Source organism: Arthrobacter pascens, assembly GCF_030815585.1.
Lineage (GTDB): Bacteria > Actinomycetota > Actinomycetes > Actinomycetales > Micrococcaceae > Arthrobacter > Arthrobacter pascens_A.
Genome location: NZ_JAUSWY010000001.1, coordinates 677,176 through 702,803 on the forward strand (window position 1 = coordinate 677,176; position 25,628 = coordinate 702,803).

Genomic DNA, 25,628 nt, shown 5'->3' on the forward strand with positions numbered 1-25,628 from the left:
AACTGGCCACAACCGTCCTAACTCTAGCGATTGCGACGGGAAGCTTGGAGCTTGAGCCGGCCCGGTGCGGACCTTCGTTCGCGGACCGTGAGGTACGTGCGGTGCACTGTGATGACCAGGACCAGCCAGGCTCCGCCCAGAGCCCAGGCGCCCAGGACATCGGTCAGCCAGTGATGTCCCAGGTAAACCCGGCTCAGGCCCATGCTGACGGCAAAGAGGGAAGCGACGGCGACGGTCCAAAAACGGCCCCAGGCGGTCTTTCGGCGGAGGATCACCAGGTAGGCCACGATTCCGGCAACCACCACCGAACCGAGGGCGTGGCCACTGGGAAAGGCAGCCGAAAACTCAAACGGCGGGACAGCGTCGATATGCTCGGGGCGTGACCGGCCGACGAGCTGTTTCCCTGCAGTGATCATCAGCATGGAGCCGAGGCCCGCGACCGCGACGAGGATGACAGGGGTCCAGGACCGGCGGCGGAGACCCAGGATGACGAGCGCGGTCACGGCAATAACGGGCATCCCGACGCCGCCGCCTATGTTGGTGTACGCCGTCACCATCGCGTCCAGGGCAGGCGACCGGACACTTTGGGCTGCGTCAAGGACCGGATGGTCGAGTCCGGAGACGCCATTGTCCCTGGTGACCGCATCGTAGACATTCGCGAACAGGTACGTCAGGGTTGCTGCGATCAGGGCGCCCGCCAGAAGGCTCAGTATCAGCGCCCCGTTGGGGCCAAGCCTCCGGCTGATGCGCTGGAGGGTGTCGGCCAGGAACCGACCGGCACGGGTGTGCCCCCGCGTGAGGTCTTTGTCTCCGATGGCCCGGTCCTGCTGGAGTTCGCCCGTTACCCCTTTTTCGGGTGGGTCTCTGAGTTCTTCGGCCATCATGGGTCCAATCGTCAGCGCGTCCCGCCGGGCTGGGTCAGCGAGATAATAAGCGTACTTCCTTTTGGCGGTTCGGCGGCAGAGGTAAGGCCGTATTTTACGGTTAGGCTGGGCGTGTGCGCGCAGCCCCGGGATCGGATCTCCTGTTCGGCGTGCTGGTGCACGCCGCGTTACCCGATGATCGGACGTTCCTCCGGCAGCCGGTACAGCCGCGGGCGTGAGGACAGGGCCAGCGCAGAGGCCACGGCCACGGTTCCGATGCGCCCCGTGAACATGAGGGCCATCAGCACCCATTCGGCCGACGGCGGGAGGTTGTACGTGATGCCGGTACTCATTCCCACCGTGGCGAACGCGGAGATGGATTCGAACAGCACCTTTTCCAGGCTGTAGTCCGTGAAAGCAAGCAACAGCAGCGTGCCAATAACCACCGCGGCGACGCCCAGGAGTGCCACGGAGAGGGCCTGGCGCTGTGACGAGGAGCTGATGGAACGGTGGGCGATGGTTACCTCCTCGCGGCCGCGGACCTCATTCCAGATGGAGAAGCCCAGCACCAGGAACGTGGTGATCTTGATGCCGCCTGCCGTACCGGCGCTGCCTCCGCCGATGAACATCAGGATGTTGGTGACCATGAGTGTCTCCGGCGAGGCGGCGGCGTAATCGATGCTGTTGAAGCCGGCTGTACGCGGAAAAACGCCGCCGGCCAGGGATCCCAGCAGCTTCCCGGTGAGGGAGAGGGGCCCTAGGGTCTCGTCTCGGTTCCATTCGAACGCAGCGAACAGTGTGATGCCGGCGGCCAGGAGCACCAGCGTTCCGTAAATGGTCAGGCGGAGGTGGACGCTCCAGTTTTTGGCATTGGTCTCGCCCCTGAGGAGCTGGATGACCACCGGGAACCCCAGGCCGCCGGCGATGATGGCAGCGCAGATCGGGGCGATAATCCAGGGGTCCTCGGCGAAGCCAATGAGGTTGTCGCTGTAGAGGGCAAAGCCGGCGTTGTTGAAGGAGGAGACCGCGTGGAACGCTCCGTGCCAGAGCGCCGTCGCGGGGTTCTGGTCGTACGCAATCCAGAAGCGTCCGGTCAGGATCACGGCGGTGGCGGCCTCGAAGCCGATCATGAGCTTTGCCACCCGGAGCAGCACAGCGCGGACGTCGCCCAGGTTCAGGGTGTGGGTCTCGGACTGCGCCACCAGCTGGCCCCGGAGTCCGATGCTTTTGCGCACGAGCAATGCCAGGAGGGTGGCCAGGGTCATGATGCCAAACCCGCCCACCTGGATCAGCGCCATGATTACCGCCTGGCCGAACGGCGTCCAGTAGGTGGCCGTGTCCACGGTGATCAGTCCGGTCACGCAGACCGCCGAAACCGAGGTGAAGAGCGCAGCCATCAGGGGGTCGGCGCCGGGCTCGCTGCCGGTGCGCGCCAGCGGCAGCATCAGCACCGCGGCCCCCAGGATGATGACGGCGAGGAACGCCAGCGGGACAGACCGGACGGGGTGCGAGAGGGCGCGCTTGATGGCGTTGTCCCTGCTGTCCTTGGCTCGCTTGCCCTTCCACCGCTGAGCTCTTTGCTCCGGGACGGATGCGGCACCGGCTGCCTTCATCGGACTGTCCTCTCCGCGGTCAACCGACGTGGATGCCGGGGCGGCGGTCCGGATCCGGCTCGTTTTCCCGGATGATCTCGCGGACCACAGGTGCAGTGTCGCCGCGGCCCAGCAGGAGATAGCGCATGAGGTGGGCCAGCGGGTTGCCTTCGGCCCATTCGAAATAGGCGTGGGGCCGGACTCCGGTGGCGTCGCGCAGGGCGAGGAGGATCGCAGCGATGGCGTTGGGGGCGGCCGGGCTGTCAGCGCGCAGCACGCGGTGCCCGTCCACCTCGACTCCCCGGACGTCCAGGACGTCGCTGAAGCCAGAAGGGTCGGTGACGTCGATTTCCAGGAAAATGACGTCGGCAGTGCCGGGAACGGGGTTGTTTTCCCGCTGCACGGCCTCTTTGTTCGCATATTCCGCCGCATCCCGGGCCTGGGGGCGGTTGGCGATGAGGTTGATCCGCCCGTCGAACTCAATCGTGTCCGTGATGAAGCGGCGTGCTTCGTCATCGAATTCGATCTTGTCCACGCGGAGTTCGGTGGTGCGGCTGACGCGGGAGACCAGGGAGACCACCACGATCCCCAGGATGAAGAATCCGGAGATGGCAAGTCCGTCGGGCTTTTCAATGGCGTTGGCCGCCAGGGCATACAGCAGGATAAAGGTCACTACGGAGAAGCCGACGGCGGCCCCGCGCCGCTTCTTGCGCGCCGCGGAGATGCTGACGGCCACCGCACCGGAGACCATCATGGCCAGGATGCCGGTGGCATAGGCTCCGGCCTGGGCGTTGACATCGGCATTGAAGCCGATGGTGATCAGGATGCTGATGGCCGTATACACCAGCACCACCGGCCGCACAGCGCGGGACCAGTCCGGTGCCATGCCGTAGGAGGGAAGGTAGCGGGGCACGATGTTGATCAGCCCCGCCATTGCTGAGGCGCCGGCGAACCAGAGGATCAGGATGCTGCTGACGTCGTAGACGGAACCGAAGCCGTCACCCAGGAGCCCATGGGCCAGGTAGGCCAGGGCCCGGCCGTTGGCCTCGCCGCCTTCCCGGAACGCTTCGGCGGGGATCAGCACCGTAGTGACGAAGCTGCTGCCCAGGAGGTAGACACTCATGATCAGGGCCGCGGCGGTGAGGAGATTGCGGGTGTTTTTGATCTTTGAGGCCAGACGTTCCTCCGGGGTGGCGCCCTGTGAGGCCACCAGGGGCATCATGCTGACGCCCGTTTCGAAGCCGGAAAGCCCCAGGACCAGCAGCGGGAACGCCAGGAGGGCAGGTCCGGCGATGTTGCCCAGGCCGCCTCCGAAAGAGGTGAGGGCAGCGGTCCAGGCGGACATGGCACCCGGCTGGGTGACGGCGTCGTAAATTCCTGCCCCGATGATGACGGCGTTCAGCAGCAGGAAGATGGCCACCAGAGGGATGGCTACCTTCACGGCCTCGGAGAACCCGAGGAGGAACACGCCGCCCAGGATCAGGAGCAGCACCACAGTGATGGGGACAGCCTGGCCGTGAAGGAAGGGAGGCAGATAGGGGTTTTCCAGCATGTGGACCGAGGCGTCTGCGGCGGAGAGGGTGATGGTGATAATCCAGGACGTGGCCACGAACCCGAGCAGGATGAGCACAAAGATCTTGCCCTTCCAGAACGACAGCAGGTTCTCCAGCATTGCCACCGAGCCCTGCCCGTGCGGGCTTTCGTGGGCCACCCGCCTGTACATGGGCAGCATGCCCAGCAAGGTCAGGGCAACGATCAGGAGGGTGGCGAGCGGGGACAGTGCCCCGGCCGCGAGTGCGGCGATGCCGGGCAGGTAGGACAGGGTGGAGAAGTAGTCCACGCCGGTCAGGCACATGACCTTCCACCAGCTGTGCTGGTGGGCGCCGGCCTCCGGCGCTTCCGGCCCCGACGGCTGGTGCACTTTGTGCTCCAGCAGCCACCTGGTCAGTGCGTTCCCTGGTACGGCGTCGCGCTCGGGGTTGGGAACGCTGGCGGGAATGCAGAACTGGGCGGGTGCAGTCAATGGCGTATCTCTCTGTACCGCACAGGGTTTTGGCGCGGGGATCTGGTCGAACAACCAACGGAGCCTAGCACCGGGCGGAGGGCCATTCGCGTCCAAATCCGGGATCTTAACGCGTTCTTAACGCCTGCTCCGAAAGGACCTGTCTCATCTAAGTGACGCAAATATTGTTGGCCCGGCGGTTCTCATTTTTCGTTGACGCATCCTGTCCGCTGGGATGGCAAGAATCCGGGCTATGGGACGCTCGACGGCGGCGTCCGACATGCTTGCCGGCAGCACGATCCAGCAGGCACCCTGACATTCTCGGTCGTGGTTGATATTGGCGATGGCGGATGTCAATGGCCTGCCACGCAATGAACTGACGCGTCAGTAACCTCAGGCGTAGATTGGAGCCAGACCGGCGACGGCCGAGCCAGCGGTGTCCCCCACATCGCGTGATGCCATCCAGTCCGCCGCCGGTCCCTCAGTCCAGATCGGGTGCGCTGGCAATGATGTAGTCGGCGGCCGCGGGCCCCTTCATGGTCAGGTGGTTTTGGCCGGGGCTGATGTGGTGGCCTTTCAAGGCAGCCCACAGCACCTCGGGCGCTTCGGGCTCCACCAGATTGATCAGGCACCAACTCGTGTACAACCCGTAGAGCTCATCGGCGTCCAGGCCGGATTCGACATCACGTTCCTCAGTCACAGCCTGGGAGAGGAACTGTTCAATGTGGGTGTCAGTCATGGCGCTCCTTCGGCAGGCGGCTGTCGGCAGGTCGGTCCGATGAAGTGGCCCGCACCTTTATGGATAATCTACAGGTCGAAGTGCTTGAGGGGTCTCGCCCGAGATGTCGGCGTTCATTTCTGCCGCGAGATTTGCGAGTGCGTCTGCATCAATCATCCTGTCCGTCCGTCCCCCCGAGTTTTTGTCCAGATAATGGGCCGGTAAATATCTCTCAAGGGCCATTATCTGGACAAAAACACGGGAGGAGGGAGCATGGGATAAGGCGGACTCGGCCGGACATCACTAAGGAGCGGCATGGGTACGGATGAGGGCGGGCTCTCCCGGCTGCAGCATCCCCGCTTCGCGCGCGCCTACGCCTCCGCCGTCGAAGGCATGAACCGCCGCGGGGGCACCGACCACCGGCGCACTTTGCTGGCTCCGCTTCACGGAACCGTCATCGAGATCGGTGCGGGTGACGGATCGGCGTTCGGGCTGTACCCCGACGCCGTCACGCAGGTACTGGCCCTGGAACCGGAAGACTTCCTTAGAGCCCGGGCCCAGGAAAATGCAGCCTCCGCCCCGGTGCCCGTGACGGTCCTGGCCGCGGCGGCGGAGCAGATTCCGGCCGCGGACGCCAGCGCGGACGCCGTGGTCACAAGCCTGGTCCTGTGCAGCGTCGCGGACCAGGCTGCCGTCCTGGCGGAAATCCACCGCGTCCTGCGCCCCGGCGGAACCCTGGCCTTCTACGAGCATGTACGGTCCCGGCACCGCCTGCTTGCCAAGGCGGAGGACCTGCTCACGCCGGCATGGGGGCGGATCGCCGGTGGCTGCCATCCGAACCGGGACACCCTCAGTGCCATCACCGCAGCCGGGCTCACGCTCCGGGACAGCCGGCGTTTCGGCTTCGCCGTCCACCCACTGGTCCCACCGGTTGCCCACATCTTGGGCCACGCGAGCCGACCGGAGATGTTACGTTCCACATAGGCATGATGAAATGTTCTTAATGACCAAAATCGTGTTTCGTGTTACTTTCATCCCTACCGTTGCTGCACAGCTCAAGGCGGCTTGTCTCATCCGTCGGGCGCCGGGCGCACCCGTCGCATCAGGACCTGTCCACTCACCTGGGAGAAACCATGGAACCTCTATCACCTGTCCGGCTGGAACCACAGCCAGTGACTCCCACGGCGACCGATTCCGGGCTCCGGCGGTCCATGGGGCCACGGCATCTGGTCATGATCGCCATGGGCGGGGTGATCGGATCCGGACTGTTCCTGAGCTCGGGCTACACCATTTCCCAGGCCGGGCCGCTGGGTGCGGTCATCGCCTATCTCATTGGCGCCTTTGTTGTGTATCTGGTGATGGCCTGCCTCGGCGAACTTGCCATTGCTTACCCGGTCTCAGGCGCCTTCCATATCTACGCGGCGAGGTCGATCGGGCCGGCCACCGGGTTCACCACGGCCTGGCTCTACTGGCTCTGCTGGGCAGTGGCCATAGGATCGGAGTTCACCGCTTCAGGTCTCCTGATGCAGCGCTGGTTCCCGGGCGTTGACGTCTGGATCTGGTGCGTCATCTTCGCCGCGGTGCTCTTCGGCCTCAACGCAGTTTCATCGAAGTTCTTCGGCGAATCCGAGTTCTGGTTTGCCATCGCCAAGGTCGGCGCCATCATAGTCCTGATTGTTTTCGGTGGCGCGGCGCTGTTCGGCTTCCACCCGCTCAGCGAGGGGGCCAACCACCCCTTGATGTTTGAGAACTTCAACACCTCCAGCGGTTTCTTCCCCAACGGCTTCACCGGTGTCCTCGTCACCGCACTTGCAGTGTTCTACGCGTTCTCCGGCTCTGAACTCATCGGCGTGGCAGCGGGCGAGACAACTGATCCCGCCACCAGCATCCCCAAAGCCATGCGCACCACAGTCATCCGCCTGCTGATCTTCTTCGTCGGGGCCATCGCTGTCATCGCCGCTACCATCCCGTTTGAGCAGGTGGGACTTGATGAAAGCCCCTTCGTGACGGTCTTCTCATCCATCGGTATTCCCTTCGCCGCCGACATCATGAACTTCGTCATCATCACCGCGCTCCTCTCCGCAGGGAACAGCGGTCTTTTCTCCTGCGCCCGCATGCTTTACTCCCTTGCCGACGAAGGGCACGCCCCCCGGGTGTTGAAGAAGCTGACCCGACGCGGCATCCCGATGGTCGCGCTCTCCGTCAGCATGCTGGGCGGCCTGGCATCACTCATCAGCAGCGTCGTGGCGCCAGAAACTGTGTACCTGGCGCTCGTTTCGGTGGCAGGATTCGCCGTCGTCGGAGTCTGGATGTCCATCACCGCCTCGCACTTTTTCCACCGGAGATCCTTCGTCAGGAACGGCGGCGATGTTGCTGCCCTTCCCTACAGGGCCCCGCTGTTCCCGCTCGTGCCGATTCTGGCCTTTTCGCTTTGTCTCATTTCGCTGGTGGGCATCGCCTTTGACCCCAACCAGGTAGCGGCCCTCTATTTCGGACTGACTTTTGTTGGCGCCTGCTACGCCTTCTTCTACTTCAAGTACGGACGCAAGCGCCAGGAAACCTCGCCCTGATCAACGGTGCAGGCGTGTGAGAATGGCGTAGTTGTCGAGCGGAAGGAGCATGGAGCGTGGATTCTTCCTCGGAAGCGTCGTCCATGGCCCAAGGACTTCGAATTGTTCGGCTTGTCGCAGACCGGGAGAAGCGGGGGAGGCGGCTTCTCGGCGTTTCCCAGCTCGCAGCCGAGCTGGAGATGGAACAAAGCCGTGTCTCCCGGCTGACCCAGGAATTGTGTGAACTGGGACTGCTGGAACGTGTGGAACGCGGCCCATTCCGGACCGGACAACGTTTTTTCAGCCTGGCCGCAGCGTTGAATACCGGCTGGGTCCGTGAATCCAGGACCGAACTTGAGGCTTTGGTGGCTTCTTTTGGCCTTAGGTCCAGGGTCTCCGTCCGCGAGGGCTTCCGCGTCATTCTCCTGCGGGCCTCCAGCAATGACGCGCTTCCCGGCAGCTTCGTTAAACCCGGCATGGTGACACCCGTATGGTGCACAGGGTCTGGCCGGGCGTTGCTGTGGGACGACGGGAGGCCAGCCGTTCAAGCCCTCCTTGAGGACGTTAACTTCATCGGCGTGGGCGGTCCGGGGGCTGCCCATTCGCCACAGGAAGTCGTCGAACTGATGGACCGGGACAGGGCACGGGGCTTCATTCTTGCGGAGGAAGAATTCGAGCATGAAGTCTATGAGCTGGCCGTTCCCGTCCGCAGGGCCGACGGCTCCATTTTTGCCGGGCTCAGCGTCCTGGGTAGCAGAGCCGGGATCACGTCCAGCACCGATGACATTGCAGCCGCCCTCACGGCAGCAGCCGCACGGCTGGGGACGCGCGAAGGACGCGCGCGGGACGACGCCGGGCGGAAGGGCGTTGCTGGCTAGAAGGACGACGTCGGCCGGAAGGGCGCGGCCGGCTAGAGCCGGTTCTGTGGCGGGGCGTGACCCAGCGTCGACTCAAGCCACTTTCCCCATGACACCAGAGCCGTGGCGCAGACCTCCAGCCGCGGCTCCAGGCGGGTCTTGGCGCCTACCACCTGCAGCCCGGCCACCACGTCGCCCTTGAAGTCCCTGACCGGAACGGCCAGGGAATACAATCCCGGCTCGGCTTCCTCGTCCACGATGGAGTACCCCCGTTCCCGGGCCGCGCGCAGTCGTGACAGGAAGTCCTCCACGTCAGCGGGTGTATTGGGGCCATGACGCACGAAGGCGACGTCGGAGAAAATGGTCCGGACCTCGTCGTCGGACGCTTCCCACAGCAGTGCCTGGCCGGCGTCGCTGCAGTATGCCGGGTAGGGGCGGCCCAGCCAGGATCCGACCATGTTGCTGCTGGCCGGAACGCGCTCACCGACGGTGACCGTGCTGTCTCCGCTCAGAACTCCAAGGAAGCATCCCTCATCGGTTTCACCGGCCAACCCTTCCAACGCGGTCGCACCGTCTGTCTGCAGCCGTTGCTCTGTCAATAGCTGCGCGTCGGTCAGGAGCGACCAGTCCAGGGTGTAGGACCGATGCTCTCTCCGTGCCAGGAACCCCTCCTGCTGGGCGGCCCGCAGGCTGCGCGAAACCTGGCTGCGGTCCTTGCCGAGATCGGCTGCTATATCGGCCACCGTTCCACCAGGCATGCCGTCGGCATTGCGGGAGCCCACCGCCAGGACAGCCATGATTCCCCGGCCCATGCTGGACGTCTTAGACATGGATCCGATTCTAGTCATTGGACTGATGAGTCTTGGACGGACGCGTCTTAGTGGATGGCGAAGACCCGGGCAGGAAAACCGCTGCCGCGCAGGGGCTTGGGCCAGCTCGCAATGAGCGCCGCGCCCGCTTCGGGAAGTCCTTCCAGGTTCGCCATCAGCTCGATCTGCCACCGGTTCTGCGCCAGGACATAGGTCTCCAGGGAGAAATCCTGACGGGACGTAGCCAGCCCCGGGTCTGTGTCCGTCTGTTCATGACCGACGGCGGTAGCCGACCGCTCTTCAATCAGGAAGGAGAGCACTTCCTGCGACCAGCCCGGCGTGTGGCTGACGCCTTCATCGTCCCTGTTTGCCATGGCGCCAGCATCGGGCCAGCGATGACTCCACCCTGTCCGCAAAGCCACAAAGGTCCCGGGTGTGATGGGACCATTGCGGCTTTCCCATGCCTGAACGTCCTCCATCCCGGGAGTGGCGTCCGCGTTTGCGGTGACGCGCTCCGTGATGTCGAGGATGACCAGCGGCAGGATCATCTCCTCCACCGAAATCTGGTCCAGGGTCCGTCCCCCGGAGATGAAGTGCGAGGGAGGATCAACGTGTGTTCCCCACTGGCCGATGATCGAATAGCGGTGAGCGGTGAAACCGTCACCTTTCTCCAGATCGAAAACGGACTCCCTGACTTCGTCGGGGAACGCAGGGAAATGCGGCTGGCCGGGATGGAACGCGTGCGTCAGGTCAGTAAATGATCTGCCGGCAAGCAGCTGCTGCAGGCCGTCCCAGAGTCCGGTGGTGGTGGCTTCAATCATGATGCGGCCCGGCTTTCAAAGACTGGAAGGGCAGTGTGGGAGACGCTGATGGGCCCTGTCAGCTCGATGACGGGTACCTCCCAGGGGTGGATATCCACGATGTGCTGCAGGCAGCGTTCGACGGCGGCGTCAGGGAGCGCCGCATCGAAATACGTCGTGAAGACAAAGGTCGGTGAAATTGTCTCCTGGCCCACCTCGCCCAACGTTGGGTTGGCGCCTTCAGCGGACGTGAACCCCTCGAAACCCAGGCCGGATTCGAAGACATGTCTGTAGTTGCCAAAATCCCCGAGGTCGGGGGATTCAGACAAAGCCTGGAGCAGGGCCACGATGCCCGCTTCCTCCTTGAATGCTGCTGCGTCGCCCTTGGCGAGCCGCGAGAAGGTTTCCGGCGCTATGGGCCAATGCACACGCAGCTTACGCACTGCTTTCATTTCAATCTTCAAGGAAAGCCTTCATGTTCGGGTTCGCAAATGGTGTTTGGCTGCCATGCTGACATAGACTTGTGATCATTACAAGCATCACAAAATGCTTATGGCGCACATCTTCAAGAACGAAACCGACCCGCTTGGAGCCCCACACGATGCCCAGCAACACCAAGCTCTCCCGCATGCTCGACGCCGGAGCGAACCTGACCGTGGACGGCGCACTGGCCACTGAGCTTGAAGCCCACGGCTGCAATCTGGAAGACCCTTTGTGGTCCGCTAAGGTCCTGCTGGAACAGCCGCAGCTCGTTAAGCGCGTGCACCAGGATTACTTCCGCGCCGGAGCCAACGTCGCCATCACGGCGAGCTACCAGGCCACACCCCAGGGATTCGCGCGGCGCGGCATCGCTGAGGAAGCGGCCTTGGAACTGGTGGCCTTGAGTGTGCGCCTGGCCGACGAGGCCCGCCGCGAGCACCTGGCTGAAAATCCGGATGCGGGCCCGCTGCTGATTGCAGGATCGGTGGGGCCCTACGGCGCGTACCTTGCGGATGGGTCCGAATACCGGGGCGACTACATCCTCAGCCGTAAGGAGTTTTTGGAGTTCCACCGGCCTCGAATCGCAGCGCTGGTGGAGGCCGGAGCGGATTTTCTTGCCTGTGAGACGCTGCCGTCATTGCCGGAGGCCGAGGCCCTGTTGGCGCTTATGAAAGAGTTCGACGTCGAAGGCTGGCTCTCGTTCACGCTGCGGGATGGGCGGCACATCAGTGACGGTACGCCGCTGGGTCAGGTGGCGGAGCTCTTTGGGGAGGAGCCACTCGTGGTGGCGATCGGCGTGAACTGTGTGCCGCTGGAGTTGGTCTCCCCGGCCCTGGATGCCCTGGGCAAAGCCACCGGTACGCCGCTCATCGCATATCCAAACTCGGGCGAAACCTACGACGCAGTCACCAAAACGTGGGGTCCGGCCGCGTCCGGGGATCACCTCGCGGGCCCCGGCGGTCAGCAGCCCGCAAGCCTTGCGGAGGGAACCGCCGTCTGGCGTGAACTCGGAGCCCGGCTCCTTGGCGGGTGCTGCCGGACCACCCCGGAGGATATTACCGCCGTGGCCAGCTGAGTTAACGCGCGCTTCTTGTCCGGCATCCACGCGACCCGCCAGCAGCCGTAGGTTCAGGCCAGGTACTTGTCGGCTGCAGCCAATGCCTCGTCCAGGATGGCCAGGCCCGCGGCGGCGTCGGCGTCGCTCACGTTGAGGGGCGGAGCCACATGGACGCGGTTGCCCAGCATCAGCGGCAACAAGCCCCGGTCAAGGCACGCCCTGGCGAAGGAAACCATCGGCGCGTTGGCCGCCCCGGTGGCTCCCGCTGGCACCAGCGGCTCCTTGGTTGACCGGTCGCGGACCAGCTCAAGGCTCCAGAGGCCGCCGATGCCGCGAACATCCCCGACGGACCCGTGCTTGTCGGCGAGCTCCCTGAGTCCTGGCCCCAGGAGGTCCGTGCCGAGGCGGGCAGCTGCCGCGACGGTGTCCTCCTCGCGCATCGCGTTGATGGCGCCGACGGCTGCTGCGCAGGCGAGCGGGTGGCCGCTGTATGTCATGCCCGCCGGGTAGGGGCGTTTGGTGAACATCTCATAGATCGCGTCGCCCACCACTACGCCGCCCAGCGGGACGTAGCCGGAATTCACGCCCTTCGCGAAGACCATCAGGTCGGGTGCCACGCCGTCGTGGTCGACGCCGAACCAGGCTCCCGTGCGGCCGAAGCCGACCATGACCTCGTCGGCGATGTAGACGATGCCGTGGCGGTCGCACAGGTCCCGGACGCCGCGCAGGTAGCCGGGCGGTGGCACGATGACGCCGGAACTGCCGGTTACCGATTCCAGGACCAATCCAGCGATCGTCGACGGCCCTTCCAGGAGGATCACCTGCTCGAGATGGGCGAGCGCCCGCTCGCACTCTTCCTCCGGGGTCCTCGATCCGAACGCCGACCGGTACAGGAAAGGACCGAAGAAGTGGACGGCGGCGCCCGCCCCGGTGTCCGAGGCCCAGCGGCGCGGGTCGCCGGTGAGGTGGATCGAAGCCGCTGTGGAGCCATGGTAGGAGCGGTAGGCTGCGAGCACCTTCGGCCGTCCGGTGTATAGGCGCGCCATCCGGACAGCATGCTCGATGGCTTCGGTGCCGCCGGTGGTGAACAGCACGTGCCCCAGGCCCTCCGGCGCCACCTCCACAATCAGCCGCGCCGCTTCGCCCCGGACATCGGACGCGTGGCCGGGCGCGAGCGTGCACAGACGGTCGGCTTGTTCCTTGATCGCAGCAACAATGCGCGGATGTTGGTGACCGAGGTTGGTGAACACCAGCTGCGAACTGAAGTCCAGGTAGCTCCGTCCGTTGGCGTCGATGACGTAGCTCCCGGAGCCGCCCACCAAGGTAGGCACGTCGCGCGGCCCCTGCACAGCCCAGGGGTGGAAGACCAGTTCGTCGAGATTCATGACATCCTCCGTTTTCAGTGCCGGACCGACCACCCTTAATGCTTCACCTTGGCACCGTCGTGCGGCAGCGTCCATAGCATGGAGCGTGTCCATAGCATGCGTCGGGCGAGTACGACGGCGGTGATGCGGTCGCCTGCCTTCGCTGCGGTCGGCAACGGTGCGGCTGGGTTAACGCGGGTGGGCCACGCGAGCTTCTTGTCCGGCATTCACGCCGGGGCTAGCATTGCCTGCACAACAGCCCCGCCTGAAGGGGAGTGCGGCATGGAGCCGATCGACGCCGGGACAAGCTCCGGAGGTGCCCGGCCACGCCCGCGGGCCGCGCTGAGTGTGCTGATCGGTGCGCTCCTCGGTATCACCTGGGCTGCGGGTTTCCGGGCCTACATGGTAGAACTCGCAGGCGATGAATCGACGTTCAGCTGGTATGCGACGTTCGTGGGCCTGCTCGGCGCCGCGGGGATCGTCGGCGGACTGCTCGGCTTGGCGGACCACATCCGCCGCACGGGCGGGCGGCCGCACTGGCGGTGGCTCGCGCTCTCGCCGCTCATCCTCGGCCTCCTCCCGCTCACGGTGCCCGGCACTCTGGCGCTGCTATCGCAAGGCATTGGCACGGCAGGAATTGCCGTCGCGCTCATCGCGGTCGGGATCGGATATGCGTTCGGCGGCCGGGGACGTGCGTGGCTGCGCAGTGTTATCGGAGTCGTCGCCCTCGCAGCCGTTGTAGCACTCGTGGCGATGACGCCCGTGATCAGCGAGGGCCGCGTCTCGTTCGCGGAACCGCGTGGTGCGTGGGCGGGAACGCTCGCGCTCACATCGGTCCTGGTGCTGGGGCTCGCCACGTCGATCCCGTTCAGGACTGTGCTTGGGCGCTCAGCAGAGCTGCCGACCACCCGGTCACGGACGGCTCCCGCTCCGCCGTCACTGAGTGGGTCAGCAGACTGAGTTATCTGGACAAAAACTCAATTGATCAGAGCGATCCACCGGCGGCTTCCGGCGTTCCGGAGTCGTGGCTTTCCCCTGCCCCGCCATGGTGGCCGCCGTGGTGCCCGCCATGGCCGTGGTGCCCGCCGGAGCGACCGTGGTCGCCGATACGTTCGCGGGCGAGGAAGTTTTCGATGTCGAAGAGGTTGTCCGCGCGCCGGGCGATGTTCAGCAGCGTGGTCATCGAGGCGACCTCTTCGACCTGTTCCTTGAGGAACCAGAGCATGAATTGCTCACCCAATGCGTCGTTTTCCGCCCTGGCTGCGGCGAAGAGTTCCTTGATTTTCTCGGTGACTTCCTCTTCCTGCGCGAGGGCAAGGGCCAGGGGTTCCTCAACCTTGGCGAAGTCGTTGCGGACAGGCTCAATGCCGGGGATGGCGATTGTGAGTCCGCGGTCCAAGATGTACCGGACCATCATCATGGCGTGGTTTCGTTCCTCCAGTGACTGGCGGTAGGAGTGTTTGGCAAGCTGGGGAAGGTCCTGCCTGTCGAACCACGCGGCGACGGCGATGTACTGGTGGGAAGCGGCGAATTCGTTGCCCACATGGCGGGCCAGCAGTTCATTGAATTTAGGGGTTCCCATCTGGATCTCCTCGGGTTGGTAAGGCTTGGGACCCGGCTGGCCGGACTCGGTCAGATCGGCTGCCGGGCCTCCCATGAGCCTCCTCCGCTGCCGGACTACCGGTCAATACCCTGGCGTTCCAGTTTCAAGAAGCGGGTTCGCCGTCCCTGACGTTCCCAGTGGTATGACGTGGGGGCGGCCGTCGGTTGGTTCGCGGACCACGTGGGCCTCCAGGCCAAATACGTCGAGAAGGCGCTCTGGCGTCACCACTTCCGCCGGCGTCCCCTGGGCAACGATCCGGCCGTCTTTCATGGCAACGATGTGGTCGGAGTAGCGGGCCGCGAGGGAAATGTCGTGGAGCACCATCACTATCGTGCGGCCGTGCCGGCGGTTGAGGACGCGCACGAGTTCCAGGACATCGACCTGGTGGGCGAGGTCCAGATAGGTGGTGGGTTCGTCCAGGAGGAGGATGCCGGTTTGCTGGGCCAGGGTCATGGAGATCCAGGCCCGTTGACGCTGGCCTCCGGAGAGGTCCTCCAAGGAGGAGTCCGCGAGTTCGGCGATGTCCGTGGCCTGTAGGGCGTCTTCGACGACGGACTCGTCTGTGGAGGAGAATTGCTGGTACCACTTCTGCCGCGGATGCCTGCCGCGGGAGACGAGATCGCCCACGGTCAGTCCGGACGGGGCGGTTGGTGTCTGCGGCAGGACGCTGATCCTGGTCGCGATCTGCCGGGTGGACTGCCTGGCCAGTGGCAGGCCGTCCAGGATCACCTGACCGGAGCGCGGCGCGAGCAGGCGCCCGAGTCCGCGGAGCAGGGTGGACTTGCCGCAGCCGTTGGGTCCGATAATCGAGGTGACCCTGGCATCCGGAATAGTCAGGGAAAGATTCTGGATGATGTCCGGGCCGTCGTAGCCAAGGCTGAGGTTTTCTGCCCTCAGTCCTTCGGGCCGCTCCGTAGTGGTTTTCAACTCAGCCTCCGCTGGTATTTCAGGATCAGGTGGATCAGGAATGGGGCACCGACGACGGCGGTGGCCACACCGACAGGCAGCGGCACGCTGAGTGCGTTGGCCGAGACAGTGTCGGCCAGCAGGACGAAAACGGCACCTACCAGGGCCGATACGCCCACCGGGGGAACCACGGCGGAGGTAAGAGAGCGCGCGATCTGCGGGCTGGCCAGCGCAACGAATGCGACCGGGCCGGCAGTGACGGTGGCCACCGATGCGAGCAGCACGGCGATGGTGAGGACTACCAGCCGGGTGGTGCCATTGCGTGCGCCCAGCCCGACGGCGGTATCCTCGCCGAGGCTGGTCAGCAGCAGCCACCGGCCGCTGCAGAGCGCCGCCGCGATGAGCACTGCGGCACTGACGGCCATGGGCTGCACGGTGGCCCAGTCCTTGGCGTTGAGGGAGCCCGTCATCCAGGTCAGTGCCTGGGCTGCGCTGGTCACATCCCCCAGGGTCAGGATCCAGGTAGTTAGGCTGGCAGCGAGTCCTGAGATGCCCAGGCCTGCCAGGACAAGGCGGTAGCTGTCCAGTCCCCGGCGGTAGGCGAGCAGGTAGACGGCGACACCGCTGGCGATGCCTGCGCCGAAGGCCGCGAGGGGCATTCCCACGGTTGCCGCAAGGCCGCTAAGCCCGGCATGTCCGCCGCCTGCAACCACCAGCACGGTGACCGCGCCCAGTGACGCGCCTGTTGTGACGCCGAGCAGGTCGGGGCTGGCCAGGGGGTTCCGTGCCACTGTTTGCGTGATCGCTCCAGCAGCAGCCAGAGAGGCGCCGACGACGACGGCGGCCACCATCCGCGGCGCGCGGAATTCCGTGACCGCCAAGTGGGTCCGCGGATTCGATGTATCGCCCAGCAGCGCCCGCAGGACATCCGGATACGCCATCGGCGTTCCGCCGAAGGCGACGTGGAGCGCCATGGCGCCCAACAGCACGCCGCACAGGACACAGGCCACCAGGACAACACGGAGGTTGAGGCGGACGGAAACGGGACCTGCGCGCAGCGCCCGGATGGTTCCGGCGCCGGTCCGCCGGCTTTCGCGCGTGCTCGTCATAGCGTGGCCAGCCTGCGGCGGCGGGCGAGGTACACGAAGAACGGCGCACCCACCACGGCCAGCACGACGCCTACGGACAGCTCGCCGGGACGGGAGATGACCCGTCCTGCCGTGTCGGCGAGGAGCAGCACGGTGGCCCCGGTCACCGCTGAGAGCGGGATCAGCCAGCGGTAGTCCGGCCCTGTCATGGCCCGGGTGATGTGCGGGACCAGGAGCCCCGCGAAGGCAATGGGCCCGGCCATGGTCACGGCGGAGCCGGCCAGGAGGGTGACCGCGGCGATTCCTGCTGCCCGTGCCCGGAAGACGGAGATTCCCAGTGAGGTTGCGGTGTCTGCCCCCAAGGCCAGTGCGTTCAGGGGCCGTATGTTCAGCAGGGCCAGGACCACGCCGGCACCGACGAACGGCCAGACCATGGACAGCACATCGCTGCGCCCGGCCAGCGAACCCACCTGCCAGAACCGCAGTGTGTCCAGCGCCTGGTCGTTGAGCAGGACGATGCCGGCCACCAGTCCCGAGCACAGCGCAGTCACCGCCGCCCCCGCCAGGACCAGGGTTACCGGGGTGGAGCCATGACGCGCTGCGGAGCCGATCATGAACACCAGCACGCTGGCCGCCAGCGCGCCGGCGAAAGCCAACAGGGCCTGGGTCAGGGCAGGCATCTCCCCGGCGAGGGCGGTTGCCGCCACGATGGCCAGCGCCGCGCCCTGGTTGATCCCCAGCAGGCCAGGATCCGCAACGGGGTTCCGTGTGTGTCCCTGGACCAGGGTTCCGGCCAGGCCAAGGCAAATCCCGGCGCACACGGCCAGCACGGTGCGCGGCCAGCGCAGTTCGCGGATGGTGACGTCCATGACGTTGCCGTCCGGGGCAGTCACGGCATGCCAGACGTCCTGCAGGGACGATGGCTGCCCGCCGATGCAGATGCTCAGGGCGGCCGCCGCAAGCATCGCCGCCACGGAAACCGCCAGCCACTTCACGATGGGCCGCCGGGAACCGGGCCGCTGCCCGGCACTGGGTGCTCCCGCACCCGCCAGCGGGCCAGTGGCCACAGTCGGATCCAACGTCTTCACAGGGTCCTTCTATTACGTCATTGGTTTGTGATTTATTTCCCAAAGTCCTGCTACAGTCTACGGCAGACGCAGGTAAGCCTTGCCTAATATGTCATCTCCCCGTCACCATCGTTTCGAAAGCGACACCGTGAAAACACGCATCCTCAAGCGGCTCAGTGCTGTTACCGCCGGCATGGCACTCCTGGCCACCGCGGCCTGCGCCGCCCCGGCCGCCCCCAGTGGCACCGCCACCACCGCAGCAGAGTCGGCCGGCTTCCCGCTGACCATGGAGCACACCATGGGTTCCACCACCATCGACACCGTCCCCAAGCGCGTCGTGGCCCTTGACCCGAGCTACATCGACGCTGCCCTCCTCCTGGGCGCGGACCTGGTGGGCTATGTCCAGTATCGCCAGGACCCGAAGGCACCGTTCGCCCCGTACCTTGGCGACGTCGCCGACGCCACGAAGGATTCCGTGAACGTGGGCACCCTGGCCGAGCCCAACCTGGAAAAGATTCTTGAGCTGGAACCGGACCTGATCGTCTCGGCGAAGGTCCGCCACGAAGCGCTCTACCCGCAGCTGTCCAAGATCGCCCCCACCATCTTCTCCGTCAGCACCGGGCCCACCTGGAAAGAGAACGTTGTGTTCCTGGGCGAGGCCCTGGGCAAAAAGGCCAAGGCCGAAGAACTCGTCAAGGCCTATGAGGACCGCGCCCAGAAGGTCGGAGCCGAGATCCTGGCCAAGAAACCGGATGCCACCTATTCCCTGGTCCGGTTCACCGGCGGAGACACGGCACGCCTGTACTCCTCCAACTCCTTCATCGGCGAAATCATGACTGACATGCACATCCCGCGGCCCAAGGACGCCCCGGACAGCGACAAGGAGATTTTCGTGCCGCTCTCCGCCGAGCAGATCCTCCAGGGTGACGCCGGCCTGGTCATGGTGAGTGCGTTCACACCCGCCGGTGCCGAAGGTGACAAGTCCCGTGCGCAGCAGGAGAAGTTCCAGTCCAACCCGCTCTGGCAGCGGCTGCAGGGTGAAGTCATCAATGTGGACGATGCCACCTTCCTGGCCTCCGTCAGCATCCAGGGCGCACACGCTGTGATCACCGACCTTGCCAAGCACTACGGCGTGGACCCGCAGCTGCCGTAGCCCGAGAGGAAGCAGATCCGTGAGCCCCGCAGCCGTCCCTGGGCACGTCATCCGGGCGTTTGACGCGGCGGTCCAGGGTGTCCGGGACCTGACGCCGCATTTCCGCCGGATCACGTTCGGCGGACCTGCCCTGGAGACGTTCGGCGTTCCCGGCCCCACCGCGGACCTGCGAATCAAGCTTCTGCTGCCCACACCGGGACACCCCCTGGACCGCCTGGGAACACCTGGCGGAGAACTCGGCGGCGGCTGGTACCAGGAATGGCTGCGCCGGGAACAGCCAGGGCGCGGTTTCATCCGCAGCTACACGGTCCGCGCTTTGCGGACCGTGCCCGGTGGCCGGGAACTGGACGTTGACTTCGTCATCCACCCTGTTGCTGCCGGCCACGGCGCCCCCGCCTCCGAGTGGGCGGGGGCCGCCACTCCCGGCGCCCGTGTGGTCATCATCGGTCCTGAGGTGAATGCCATCACCGCGTCCACGCTGCGGAGTGAAACCGGAATCAGATGGGATCCGCAAGGGGCCCGCCGCGTCTTGCTGGCAGGAGATGAAACGGCCGTTCCGGCCATCAGTTCCATCCTCGAGGACCTGCCGGCGGACATCAGCGGACATGCCTTCCTGGAGGTTCCGGACACGTCCGACGTCGGCACCGTCACCACAGCTTCTGCCGTCTGCATCACCTGGCTCGCGCGGAAGCCTGCGGGCGCCTCCCGGGGTGAACTGCTGAATGAGTCTGTACGTGCTGCCCTCGACCTCACCGGGCGGCCGGACTCCGTGCAGCCCGACCCCGGTCTGTACGCCTGGGTGGCTGCCGAAGCGGGGACCGTGAAGTGCCTGCGGCGGCAACTCGTCAACCAGGCCGGCCTGGACCCGAAACGGTCCGAATTCAGGGCCTACTGGAGCCTGGGCAAGGCGGGGTCAGGGGCCAACGGCACGCCCCTCAATCCGCCGCCCAGCCCGTCGTCGGAATTAGGTCACACGATTGGGTCTTTTTGATTTGACCGGACAGGCCTACCGTGGACACAAAGAGCCGTCCGGCCGGGGCGGCCGAACCGCGGAGGATGTCCAATGACCACGCACGTAGCCGACTGCAGCGTCACCAATTGTTCGTTTAACGACCACTCCGAATGCAACGCCGCGGCCATCACTGTGGGCGGTTCTCAAGACCATGCCTCCTGCGCCACCTTTATCGACATTGGCGTCCACGGTGGCCTGTCCAAGGTGCTGGCTGATGTCGGGGCCTGCCAGCGTACCGAGTGTGTCCATAACGAACATCTGATGTGCCAGGCAGCGGAAGTCCATGTTGGTCCCGGCGCTGACAACGCGGACTGCCTCACATACGAACACGTGTAGGCGTCTGCGCCTGCAGGCTCATTGGAGTCAAATAGGAACAGTCAAATAAGAACCAGTCGGCCCCCGCCAGGAATTTTCCAGGCGGGGCCGACGTTCTGCTTGCCGGGTTTGATCAGGCCGGCATTGGCTCCGCGCTCGCCGCCGTGCTCCCTGCCGCCGCCGCGCTCGCCGCCGTCGCTCCGCTGGGTGTCGACGCTGGCGGTGCCTCCACCAGCACGATCTCCAGCGACTCCGGGTCCAGCAGCCTTCGCGTGCCCGTCCGTGCGTCCAGGATCCAGAACAGATCCAGTGCGGGCACAAGGTGCGTCACCCGGCCCCGGTGGAAGAGCTTGCCGTTGTGCCATGCCTCGATGTAGTCGCCAATGTAGAGCTGGGCAGTATGTACCCGTTGAGTTTCCATGATGAGCCGCCTCCTGCTCGTTGTGTCCCCGTAAGCTCAGCATCCCCTGCCGAAGTTGCGGCAGTGTTTCGGCGTGGTGATTTTTCTGTGTCCGCCCATGGTTCCGCGCGCCGAATCACCATTCCTGCTCACCGGTTGACTTCGGGACGCACCCTTACCGCACTAAGGGTCCGGATCAGGGCGACGGCGGTGATGGCACCTGCCGCCAGGATCGAGGCCAAAACCACCACCTGGAACCGGCCAGCCTCCAAGGGGGACGCCCCGCCGAAAATCGCTCCGACGAACGCGCCGGGAAGGGTAACCAGTCCCGTGGTTTTCGTCTGATCAGTGGAGGGAATCAGGGCCGTATGCACGGAGTAGCGCGCCTGGGTGCGGGTCGCCCTGCGTGGCATGGCGCCCAGGGCTAACCAGGCTTCCACCTGGTCCCACTCCCCGCGGACCGCCTCAGAAAAACGCTGCCCGGCAAGCACTGCGATTGTCATGCAGTTGCCAATGACGATTCCACCCACGGCGAGGACGTATCGCGGCGTGAATTCGATGGCCCCGGTGCCGAACACGACGGCGAGGGTCACCATGATGCCGATGGCCATGGTTGCTGACACCACCGCGAAATGCCGCCATGACCACACGAGCCGGCGCGTTGCGGTTACGGCGGCCACGGTGAACATCACCAGTAACGCCAGCGCCACCCACAAAGGATCGGTGATGATTCCGCCCAGGACCAGACTGATGAGGGCCAGTTGAGCGGCGCCGCGGAGGATGGCCGAGGCTGGGGCCAGGAACGACGGCGTGTGCGAGATCCAGAGCACTGCAGTGGTCACCGCCAGCAGGATGGCCATAGCCAGCAGGGTGGGTGCCAAGGCAGGGAGGAGGGCCATCAGACCAGCCTATGGTGCCTCTCTTTTTGGCGTAGCCAGATGACGGCCAAGGGACACGGCCCAGGGGACGATGACGGCACGTAGGTTCTTTAAGGAGAGATTCCTCTGAGGTCGTGAGAGAGCATTTGTTCTTTGGGCCAGTGGGGTGCTTCCCAGTCCTGGTGTTCGCTCTTATAGTGGCGGCCGCTTGGCGATATCCAGCCCGGTGGTTCGTTCTTGCTGGCTGGGGTGGGTCTCCAGGTACTCGTGTGTCTGAGTCGGTGGTGGCGGGGACATGGCTGTCCCAGATTCGATACGCCGGTGGTTCCGCCCTTATGCCAGGCAACGATGTGGTCCGCTTCGTTGTCCAGGGAGTGGTTGCTGCAGCCCGGGAAGGGGCACCTACCGTCCCTCATCCGCAGCCAGCGCCGCATCGCTGTGGTGGGGCGGTAGCTGGCGCGGCCGATCTCCAGCGCCGCCCCGTCCCGCGGGTCAACCAGGACCCGGTAGAACGAGTCGGCTCCGTTGGCGACGAGGTCCCTGGCCATCGACGCGGGGATAGGGCCGTACCCGTCGAGCATGGCCGGTTCATCGGTGGCGCCGAGCAGGGAAAACACCGGCACCGTCACCAGGACTTCGGCCCGGGGCGCGGGGACGTTGCCGGGATTCCCCGCATCCCCGCCGTCGCCAATATTGCGGCCATTTCCGGCGCCGAGGAGGGCGGTGGCGTAGGCGTCAGCCCGCATTTGTGGGAGGTTGCGGGTCTCGTCGGGGCCCTGCAAACCACGGGCGACGGCGGTGGTGCGGTTCCAGATCGCTGCCGCCTGGTCGGCGGGAAGGTAGGCGGAGAGCCAGGCCATGCCGTCATTGTCCGGCGAGTATTCGACCCTCCGGTCCAGGACGCCTTTGGCGTGGCGCATCTCGATGCTTTCCGTATGGTGGCGTTCGCGCCAGATGCGGGCCTTGTGGCGGAACCGGGACGCGGGCATTTCCCCGGCAGGGCACCCACGGGCCGGGTTCGGCGCGTCAGGATCGAGGAAGTGCGTTTCCAGGGCCGCGGCGCCGTCGGGATCGAGGGTGGCGGTTTCGTCCACCATCACCCGGGCGTGCTGCCAGGAGATGGTGCCGGCCTGCAGGGCGGACAAGGTCAGCGGCAAGCTGGTGGTGAGTTCCTGGGACGCGGACAGCAACGCGTTCGCCGCGCGCGGCCCTATGGTCAGGACGCACGCGATCTCCGCAGCCACAGACGCCTCCCGCGGCATTGTCGGCGCGTCAGGAGGTGCGACCGACGCCGCCGTGTCCGCGAACTTCGCGGCGGCCCGGGCCTTCAGAGCCGCCAGTCGCGCCTCTGCCCCGGGGACCCCGGCGAGGATATCCAGGCAATTATCCGTCAGACCCTGCAAAGGATCGGCATCATCCGGCGCCCCAAGCCGCGCACTATCCACTTCCGCAGTAAGCACAGCAATGGCGGCATTGATGTCCGCATATGCCTTCGTCACTGCTGCGCTTCCCATGTATCCATCATCGGGGGAGGGTACGACAATTAAGGTCCACGCGGCGACCAGCCCAGGTGAAATTCGCACGGCCGGGAAAGATTGCAGGTAGCGAGAGTGTCCTGGGGGTTCGCTTGACGCCCTCCGCGGCTTCCGCATATCCTGAACGAACGGTCGGTAAATAAATTGGTCCAATGAAGGCCCTTGCATAGGAGCAACCATGGCAGAGCAAAATCTGCAGTCAGCGCCCGCTGAGCGATCCCCCGAAGACCCGGCAGCCGCAGTCGCATCCGCATCCGCAGCCGAAGACCCGGCAGACGCAGCCGCGGCCCAGCGCGAAGCGGACGGCCAGGCGAACTTTGACCGTGTGATGGCTGAGGATTCGCGGATCGAGCCGAAGGACTGGATGCCGGACGCTTACCGCAAGACCCTGCTGCGCCAGATTTCCCAGCACGCGCACTCGGAGATCATCGGCATGCAGCCGGAGGCCAACTGGATCTCCCGCGCCCCCAGCCTGAAGCGCAAGGCCATTCTGATGGCCAAGGTCCAGGACGAGGCCGGCCACGGGCTGTATCTCTACTCCGCCGCCGAGACCCTGGGCCAGTCCAGGGACAAGATGATGGCAGACCTCATCGCCGGCAAGGCCCGCTACTCCTCGATCTTCAACTACCCGGCCCTCACCTGGGCGGACATGGGTGCCATCGGCTGGCTGGTGGACGGCGCCGCCATCTGCAACCAGGTGCCGCTGTGCCGCGCGTCCTTCGGCCCCTACGGCCGGGCCATGGTCCGGATCTGCAAGGAAGAGTCCTTCCACCAGCGCCAGGGCTTCGAGATCCTGCTGGAACTCGCCAACGGCACCCCTGAGCAGAAGCAGATGGCGCAGGACGCCGTGAACCGCTGGTACGCCCCGGCACTGATGATGTTCGGCCCGCCCGATGACGATTCGCCCAACTCCCGCCAGTCCATGGCCTGGAACATCAAGCGCTTCAGCAACGATGAACTCCGCAGCCGCTTCGTGGGAATGATGGTGGAGCAGGTCCGCGTCCTGGGCCTCACCCTGCCGGACAGCGAGGTCCGCTTCAACGAGGAAACCAGGAAGTGGGAGCACGGCCCGCTGGATTGGAACGAGTTCAAGGAAGTCCTTGCCGGCCGCGGCCCCTGCAACGCCCAGCGGGTGGAACGCCGCCGGGAAGCGCACGACGACGGCGCCTGGGTCCGCGAGGCGGCTTCCGCCTATGCGGCAAAACAGGCAGCAAAACAGACTAAGACGAAGGAATACGCAGCATGACACCCCATGGCAACCCGGAAGTTCCGGCAAGCTCCGCCGGTGAAGTAACCAGCACTGCGGCCAAGGTCCCGGTAGGTGCCCCTACCCCGGAGGCGGCTTCCAGCGAAGCGCCTGCGGCCAAGGAAGCCACCGAAGCAAAGGCAACGGACCGCAACGCCTGGGGCCTCTGGGAGGTCTTCGTCCGGTCCAGCCGCGGCCTGAGCCACGTCCACGCCGGTTCCCTGCACGCCCCGGATGCCGCCATGGCCCTGCGCAACGCCCGCGACCTCTACACCCGCCGCAACGAAGGCGTCTCCATCTGGGTGGTCCCCGCGGACGCCATCGCCGCCAGCGATCCTGATTCCAAGGGGGCCTTCTTCGAGTCGCCGCAGGGCAAGGACTACCGGCACGCGACGTACTACACCAAGAGCGAAGGCGTGAAGCACCTGTGAACGCGACACCATGGATCCCCACCGGCTCCCACAGCTCGCAAGCTCGCAGCGGGGCCCTCGCCGGCGTGGGCCCTTCCGCGACCCGCATCACGCCCGGCAATGCCCTCCGCCCCGAGGACATCGCGCTGGAGGTCCGCACCGGCCTGGTCAAGCCCAGCGAGGACGTGGCCGAGTACGCGCTCCGCCTGGGCGACGACGCCCTGATCCTCGCCCAGCGCCTGGGCCACTGGATCTCCCGCGCCCCCGAGCTGGAAGAGGACGTGGCCCTGGGCAACATCGCCCTGGACCAACTGGGCCACGCCCGGTCTTTCCTCAGCTACGCCGGGGGAGCGTGGGATAAGTCCGAGGACGATCTTGCCTACTTCCGCCGCGAGCACGAGTTCCGCTCCGCCCACCTCTTTGAGCAGCCCAACGGCGACTTCGCGGTGACCATCGCCCGCCAGTTCGTGGTGAGCTACTACCAGTTCGAGCTCTACCGCAGGCTCACGCAGTCCAGCGACGCCACCTTGGCCGCCATCGCCGCCAAGGCCGTGAAGGAAGTGGACTACCACCGGGACCACAGTGCCCAGTGGATCCTGCGCCTGGCCGGCGGCACGGAGGAGTCGCGCGAGCGGATCACGCACGGGCTCAAGCTCATCTGGCCCTACGTCGGCGAACTCTTCGAGGACGATGAACTCACCACCCGCCTGACGGAAACCGGCGCCGCCGTCGAGCCTTCCAGCCTGAAAGCCGACTTTGACCGGCTCACCGGCCAGGTCCTCACCGAAGCGGAGCTGGAGGTGCCGGAGGTTCCGGCTGCCCCCGGCGGCGGGCGGCGCGGCCAGCACTCCGAGCACCTGGGCTACATCCTCGCAGAGATGCAGGTGCTGGCCCGGCAGTATCCCGGAGCAAGCTGGTGACCGT

General features: G+C 65.5%; 26 protein-coding genes. 11 read left to right on the forward strand and 15 right to left on the reverse strand.

Annotated features, from left to right (window positions below):
- Positions 1 to 23: 23 nt before the first annotated feature.
- The 4 genes from QFZ30_RS03165 to QFZ30_RS03180 form a co-directional block, all read right to left on the reverse strand.
- Positions 24 to 884, reverse strand: a complete 861-nt coding sequence (locus QFZ30_RS03165) for a phosphatase PAP2 family protein (protein ID WP_307073405.1) — start codon at positions 882 to 884, stop codon at positions 24 to 26.
- Between the two features lie 167 nt (positions 885 to 1,051).
- Positions 1,052 to 2,476, reverse strand: a complete 1,425-nt coding sequence (locus tag QFZ30_RS03170) for a TrkH family potassium uptake protein (RefSeq protein ID WP_307073407.1) — start codon at positions 2,474 to 2,476, stop codon at positions 1,052 to 1,054.
- A gap of 19 nt (positions 2,477 to 2,495) precedes the next feature.
- The gene (locus tag QFZ30_RS03175; RefSeq protein ID WP_307073410.1) at positions 2,496 to 4,478 is read right to left on the reverse strand and encodes an amino acid transporter; all 1,983 of its coding nucleotides are present in this window, start codon (positions 4,476 to 4,478) and stop codon (positions 2,496 to 2,498) included.
- A 460-nt stretch (positions 4,479 to 4,938) separates the two neighbouring features.
- The gene (locus tag QFZ30_RS03180) at positions 4,939 to 5,196 is read right to left on the reverse strand and encodes a hypothetical protein (protein WP_307073413.1); all 258 of its coding nucleotides are present in this window, start codon (positions 5,194 to 5,196) and stop codon (positions 4,939 to 4,941) included.
- Between the two features lie 294 nt (positions 5,197 to 5,490).
- Here QFZ30_RS03180 and QFZ30_RS03185 point away from each other — a divergent pair, with 294 nt between their 5' ends.
- From QFZ30_RS03185 to QFZ30_RS03195, 3 genes are all read left to right on the forward strand, one after another.
- Entirely contained in the window at positions 5,491 to 6,159 is a 669-nt protein-coding gene (locus tag QFZ30_RS03185; RefSeq protein ID WP_307073415.1) for a class I SAM-dependent methyltransferase, read from the forward strand.
- 149 nt (positions 6,160 to 6,308) lie between these two features.
- Positions 6,309 to 7,745: an amino acid permease gene (locus tag QFZ30_RS03190; protein ID WP_307073416.1), complete on the forward strand. Its 1,437-nt coding sequence runs from the start codon at positions 6,309 to 6,311 to the stop codon at positions 7,743 to 7,745.
- Between the two features lie 56 nt (positions 7,746 to 7,801).
- Positions 7,802 to 8,602 carry an IclR family transcriptional regulator gene (locus QFZ30_RS03195; RefSeq protein ID WP_307073419.1) on the forward strand — a complete coding sequence of 267 codons (801 nt, stop codon included), beginning with the start codon at positions 7,802 to 7,804 and terminating at the stop codon, positions 8,600 to 8,602.
- Positions 8,603 to 8,634: 32 nt separating this feature from the next.
- On the opposite strand, the gene QFZ30_RS03200 is transcribed toward QFZ30_RS03195, so the two are convergent.
- From QFZ30_RS03200 to QFZ30_RS03210, 3 genes are read right to left on the reverse strand one after another with little or no spacing between them, the layout of a single operon-like run.
- Entirely contained in the window at positions 8,635 to 9,411 is a 777-nt protein-coding gene (locus tag QFZ30_RS03200; protein WP_307073421.1) for an IclR family transcriptional regulator, read from the reverse strand.
- Positions 9,412 to 9,458: 47 nt separating this feature from the next.
- Complete coding sequence (locus QFZ30_RS03205) at positions 9,459 to 10,211, reverse strand: cyclase family protein (protein ID WP_307073423.1); 753 nt, start codon at positions 10,209 to 10,211, stop codon at positions 9,459 to 9,461.
- Positions 10,208 to 10,654, reverse strand: a complete 447-nt coding sequence (locus tag QFZ30_RS03210; RefSeq protein ID WP_307073424.1) for a hypothetical protein — start codon at positions 10,652 to 10,654, stop codon at positions 10,208 to 10,210. Before QFZ30_RS03210 ends, QFZ30_RS03205 begins: the two co-directional genes overlap by 4 nt.
- 137 nt (positions 10,655 to 10,791) lie before the next feature.
- Between QFZ30_RS03210 and mmuM the strand changes: the two genes are divergently transcribed.
- Positions 10,792 to 11,745, forward strand: coding sequence for a homocysteine S-methyltransferase (gene mmuM / locus QFZ30_RS03215; protein ID WP_307073426.1), 954 nt, complete (start codon positions 10,792 to 10,794; stop codon positions 11,743 to 11,745).
- Between the two features lie 53 nt (positions 11,746 to 11,798).
- On the opposite strand, the gene QFZ30_RS03220 is transcribed toward mmuM, so the two are convergent.
- Positions 11,799 to 13,112: an aspartate aminotransferase family protein gene (locus tag QFZ30_RS03220; RefSeq protein WP_307073428.1), complete on the reverse strand. Its 1,314-nt coding sequence runs from the start codon at positions 13,110 to 13,112 to the stop codon at positions 11,799 to 11,801.
- 261 nt (positions 13,113 to 13,373) lie between these two features.
- Between QFZ30_RS03220 and QFZ30_RS03225 the strand changes: the two genes are divergently transcribed.
- Complete coding sequence (locus QFZ30_RS03225) at positions 13,374 to 14,051, forward strand: hypothetical protein (protein ID WP_307073431.1); 678 nt, start codon at positions 13,374 to 13,376, stop codon at positions 14,049 to 14,051.
- 25 nt (positions 14,052 to 14,076) lie between these two features.
- Here QFZ30_RS03225 and QFZ30_RS03230 read toward each other — a convergent pair whose 3' ends face one another.
- From QFZ30_RS03230 to QFZ30_RS03245, 4 genes are all read right to left on the reverse strand, one after another.
- Positions 14,077 to 14,673, reverse strand: coding sequence for a ferritin (locus tag QFZ30_RS03230; RefSeq protein WP_307080019.1), 597 nt, complete (start codon positions 14,671 to 14,673; stop codon positions 14,077 to 14,079).
- 102 nt (positions 14,674 to 14,775) lie between these two features.
- Positions 14,776 to 15,621, reverse strand: coding sequence for an ABC transporter ATP-binding protein (locus QFZ30_RS03235; RefSeq protein WP_307073433.1), 846 nt, complete (start codon positions 15,619 to 15,621; stop codon positions 14,776 to 14,778).
- The gene (locus QFZ30_RS03240; protein ID WP_307073435.1) at positions 15,618 to 16,709 is read right to left on the reverse strand and encodes a FecCD family ABC transporter permease; all 1,092 of its coding nucleotides are present in this window, start codon (positions 16,707 to 16,709) and stop codon (positions 15,618 to 15,620) included. Before QFZ30_RS03240 ends, QFZ30_RS03235 begins: the two co-directional genes overlap by 4 nt.
- Entirely contained in the window at positions 16,706 to 17,776 is a 1,071-nt protein-coding gene (locus QFZ30_RS03245) for a FecCD family ABC transporter permease (RefSeq protein ID WP_307073438.1), read from the reverse strand. Before QFZ30_RS03245 ends, QFZ30_RS03240 begins: the two co-directional genes overlap by 4 nt.
- Positions 17,777 to 17,903: 127 nt before the next feature.
- Between QFZ30_RS03245 and QFZ30_RS03250 the strand changes: the two genes are divergently transcribed.
- The 3 genes from QFZ30_RS03250 to QFZ30_RS03260 all read left to right on the forward strand — a co-directional run bounded on the left by QFZ30_RS03250 (position 17,904) and on the right by QFZ30_RS03260 (position 20,256).
- Positions 17,904 to 18,908, forward strand: a complete 1,005-nt coding sequence (locus tag QFZ30_RS03250) for an ABC transporter substrate-binding protein (RefSeq protein ID WP_307073440.1) — start codon at positions 17,904 to 17,906, stop codon at positions 18,906 to 18,908.
- 19 nt (positions 18,909 to 18,927) lie between these two features.
- Entirely contained in the window at positions 18,928 to 19,899 is a 972-nt protein-coding gene (locus tag QFZ30_RS03255) for a siderophore-interacting protein (RefSeq protein ID WP_307073442.1), read from the forward strand.
- A gap of 72 nt (positions 19,900 to 19,971) precedes the next feature.
- Positions 19,972 to 20,256, forward strand: coding sequence for a DUF1540 domain-containing protein (locus tag QFZ30_RS03260; RefSeq protein WP_307073444.1), 285 nt, complete (start codon positions 19,972 to 19,974; stop codon positions 20,254 to 20,256).
- 112 nt (positions 20,257 to 20,368) lie between these two features.
- Here QFZ30_RS03260 and QFZ30_RS03265 read toward each other — a convergent pair whose 3' ends face one another.
- The 3 genes from QFZ30_RS03265 to QFZ30_RS03275 all read right to left on the reverse strand — a co-directional run bounded on the left by QFZ30_RS03265 (position 20,369) and on the right by QFZ30_RS03275 (position 23,027).
- Positions 20,369 to 20,656, reverse strand: a complete 288-nt coding sequence (locus QFZ30_RS03265; protein ID WP_307073446.1) for a hypothetical protein — start codon at positions 20,654 to 20,656, stop codon at positions 20,369 to 20,371.
- Between the two features lie 128 nt (positions 20,657 to 20,784).
- Positions 20,785 to 21,534, reverse strand: coding sequence for an ABC transporter permease (locus QFZ30_RS03270; protein WP_307073448.1), 750 nt, complete (start codon positions 21,532 to 21,534; stop codon positions 20,785 to 20,787).
- A gap of 89 nt (positions 21,535 to 21,623) precedes the next feature.
- Positions 21,624 to 23,027, reverse strand: coding sequence for an HNH endonuclease signature motif containing protein (locus QFZ30_RS03275; protein WP_307073450.1), 1,404 nt, complete (start codon positions 23,025 to 23,027; stop codon positions 21,624 to 21,626).
- Between the two features lie 199 nt (positions 23,028 to 23,226).
- Here QFZ30_RS03275 and paaA point away from each other — a divergent pair, with 199 nt between their 5' ends.
- Genes paaA through paaC form a run of 3 tightly spaced genes read left to right on the forward strand, consistent with a single transcriptional unit; the run spans position 23,227 to position 25,624 of the window.
- Complete coding sequence (paaA, locus tag QFZ30_RS03280; RefSeq protein ID WP_307073452.1) at positions 23,227 to 24,294, forward strand: 1,2-phenylacetyl-CoA epoxidase subunit PaaA; 1,068 nt, start codon at positions 23,227 to 23,229, stop codon at positions 24,292 to 24,294.
- The gene (gene paaB, locus QFZ30_RS03285; RefSeq protein WP_307073454.1) at positions 24,291 to 24,725 is read left to right on the forward strand and encodes a 1,2-phenylacetyl-CoA epoxidase subunit PaaB; all 435 of its coding nucleotides are present in this window, start codon (positions 24,291 to 24,293) and stop codon (positions 24,723 to 24,725) included. Before paaA ends, paaB begins: the two co-directional genes overlap by 4 nt.
- Positions 24,726 to 24,739: 14 nt before the next feature.
- Complete coding sequence (gene paaC / locus QFZ30_RS03290) at positions 24,740 to 25,624, forward strand: 1,2-phenylacetyl-CoA epoxidase subunit PaaC (protein ID WP_307080021.1); 885 nt, start codon at positions 24,740 to 24,742, stop codon at positions 25,622 to 25,624.
- The last annotated feature ends 4 nt before the right edge of the window (positions 25,625 to 25,628 follow it).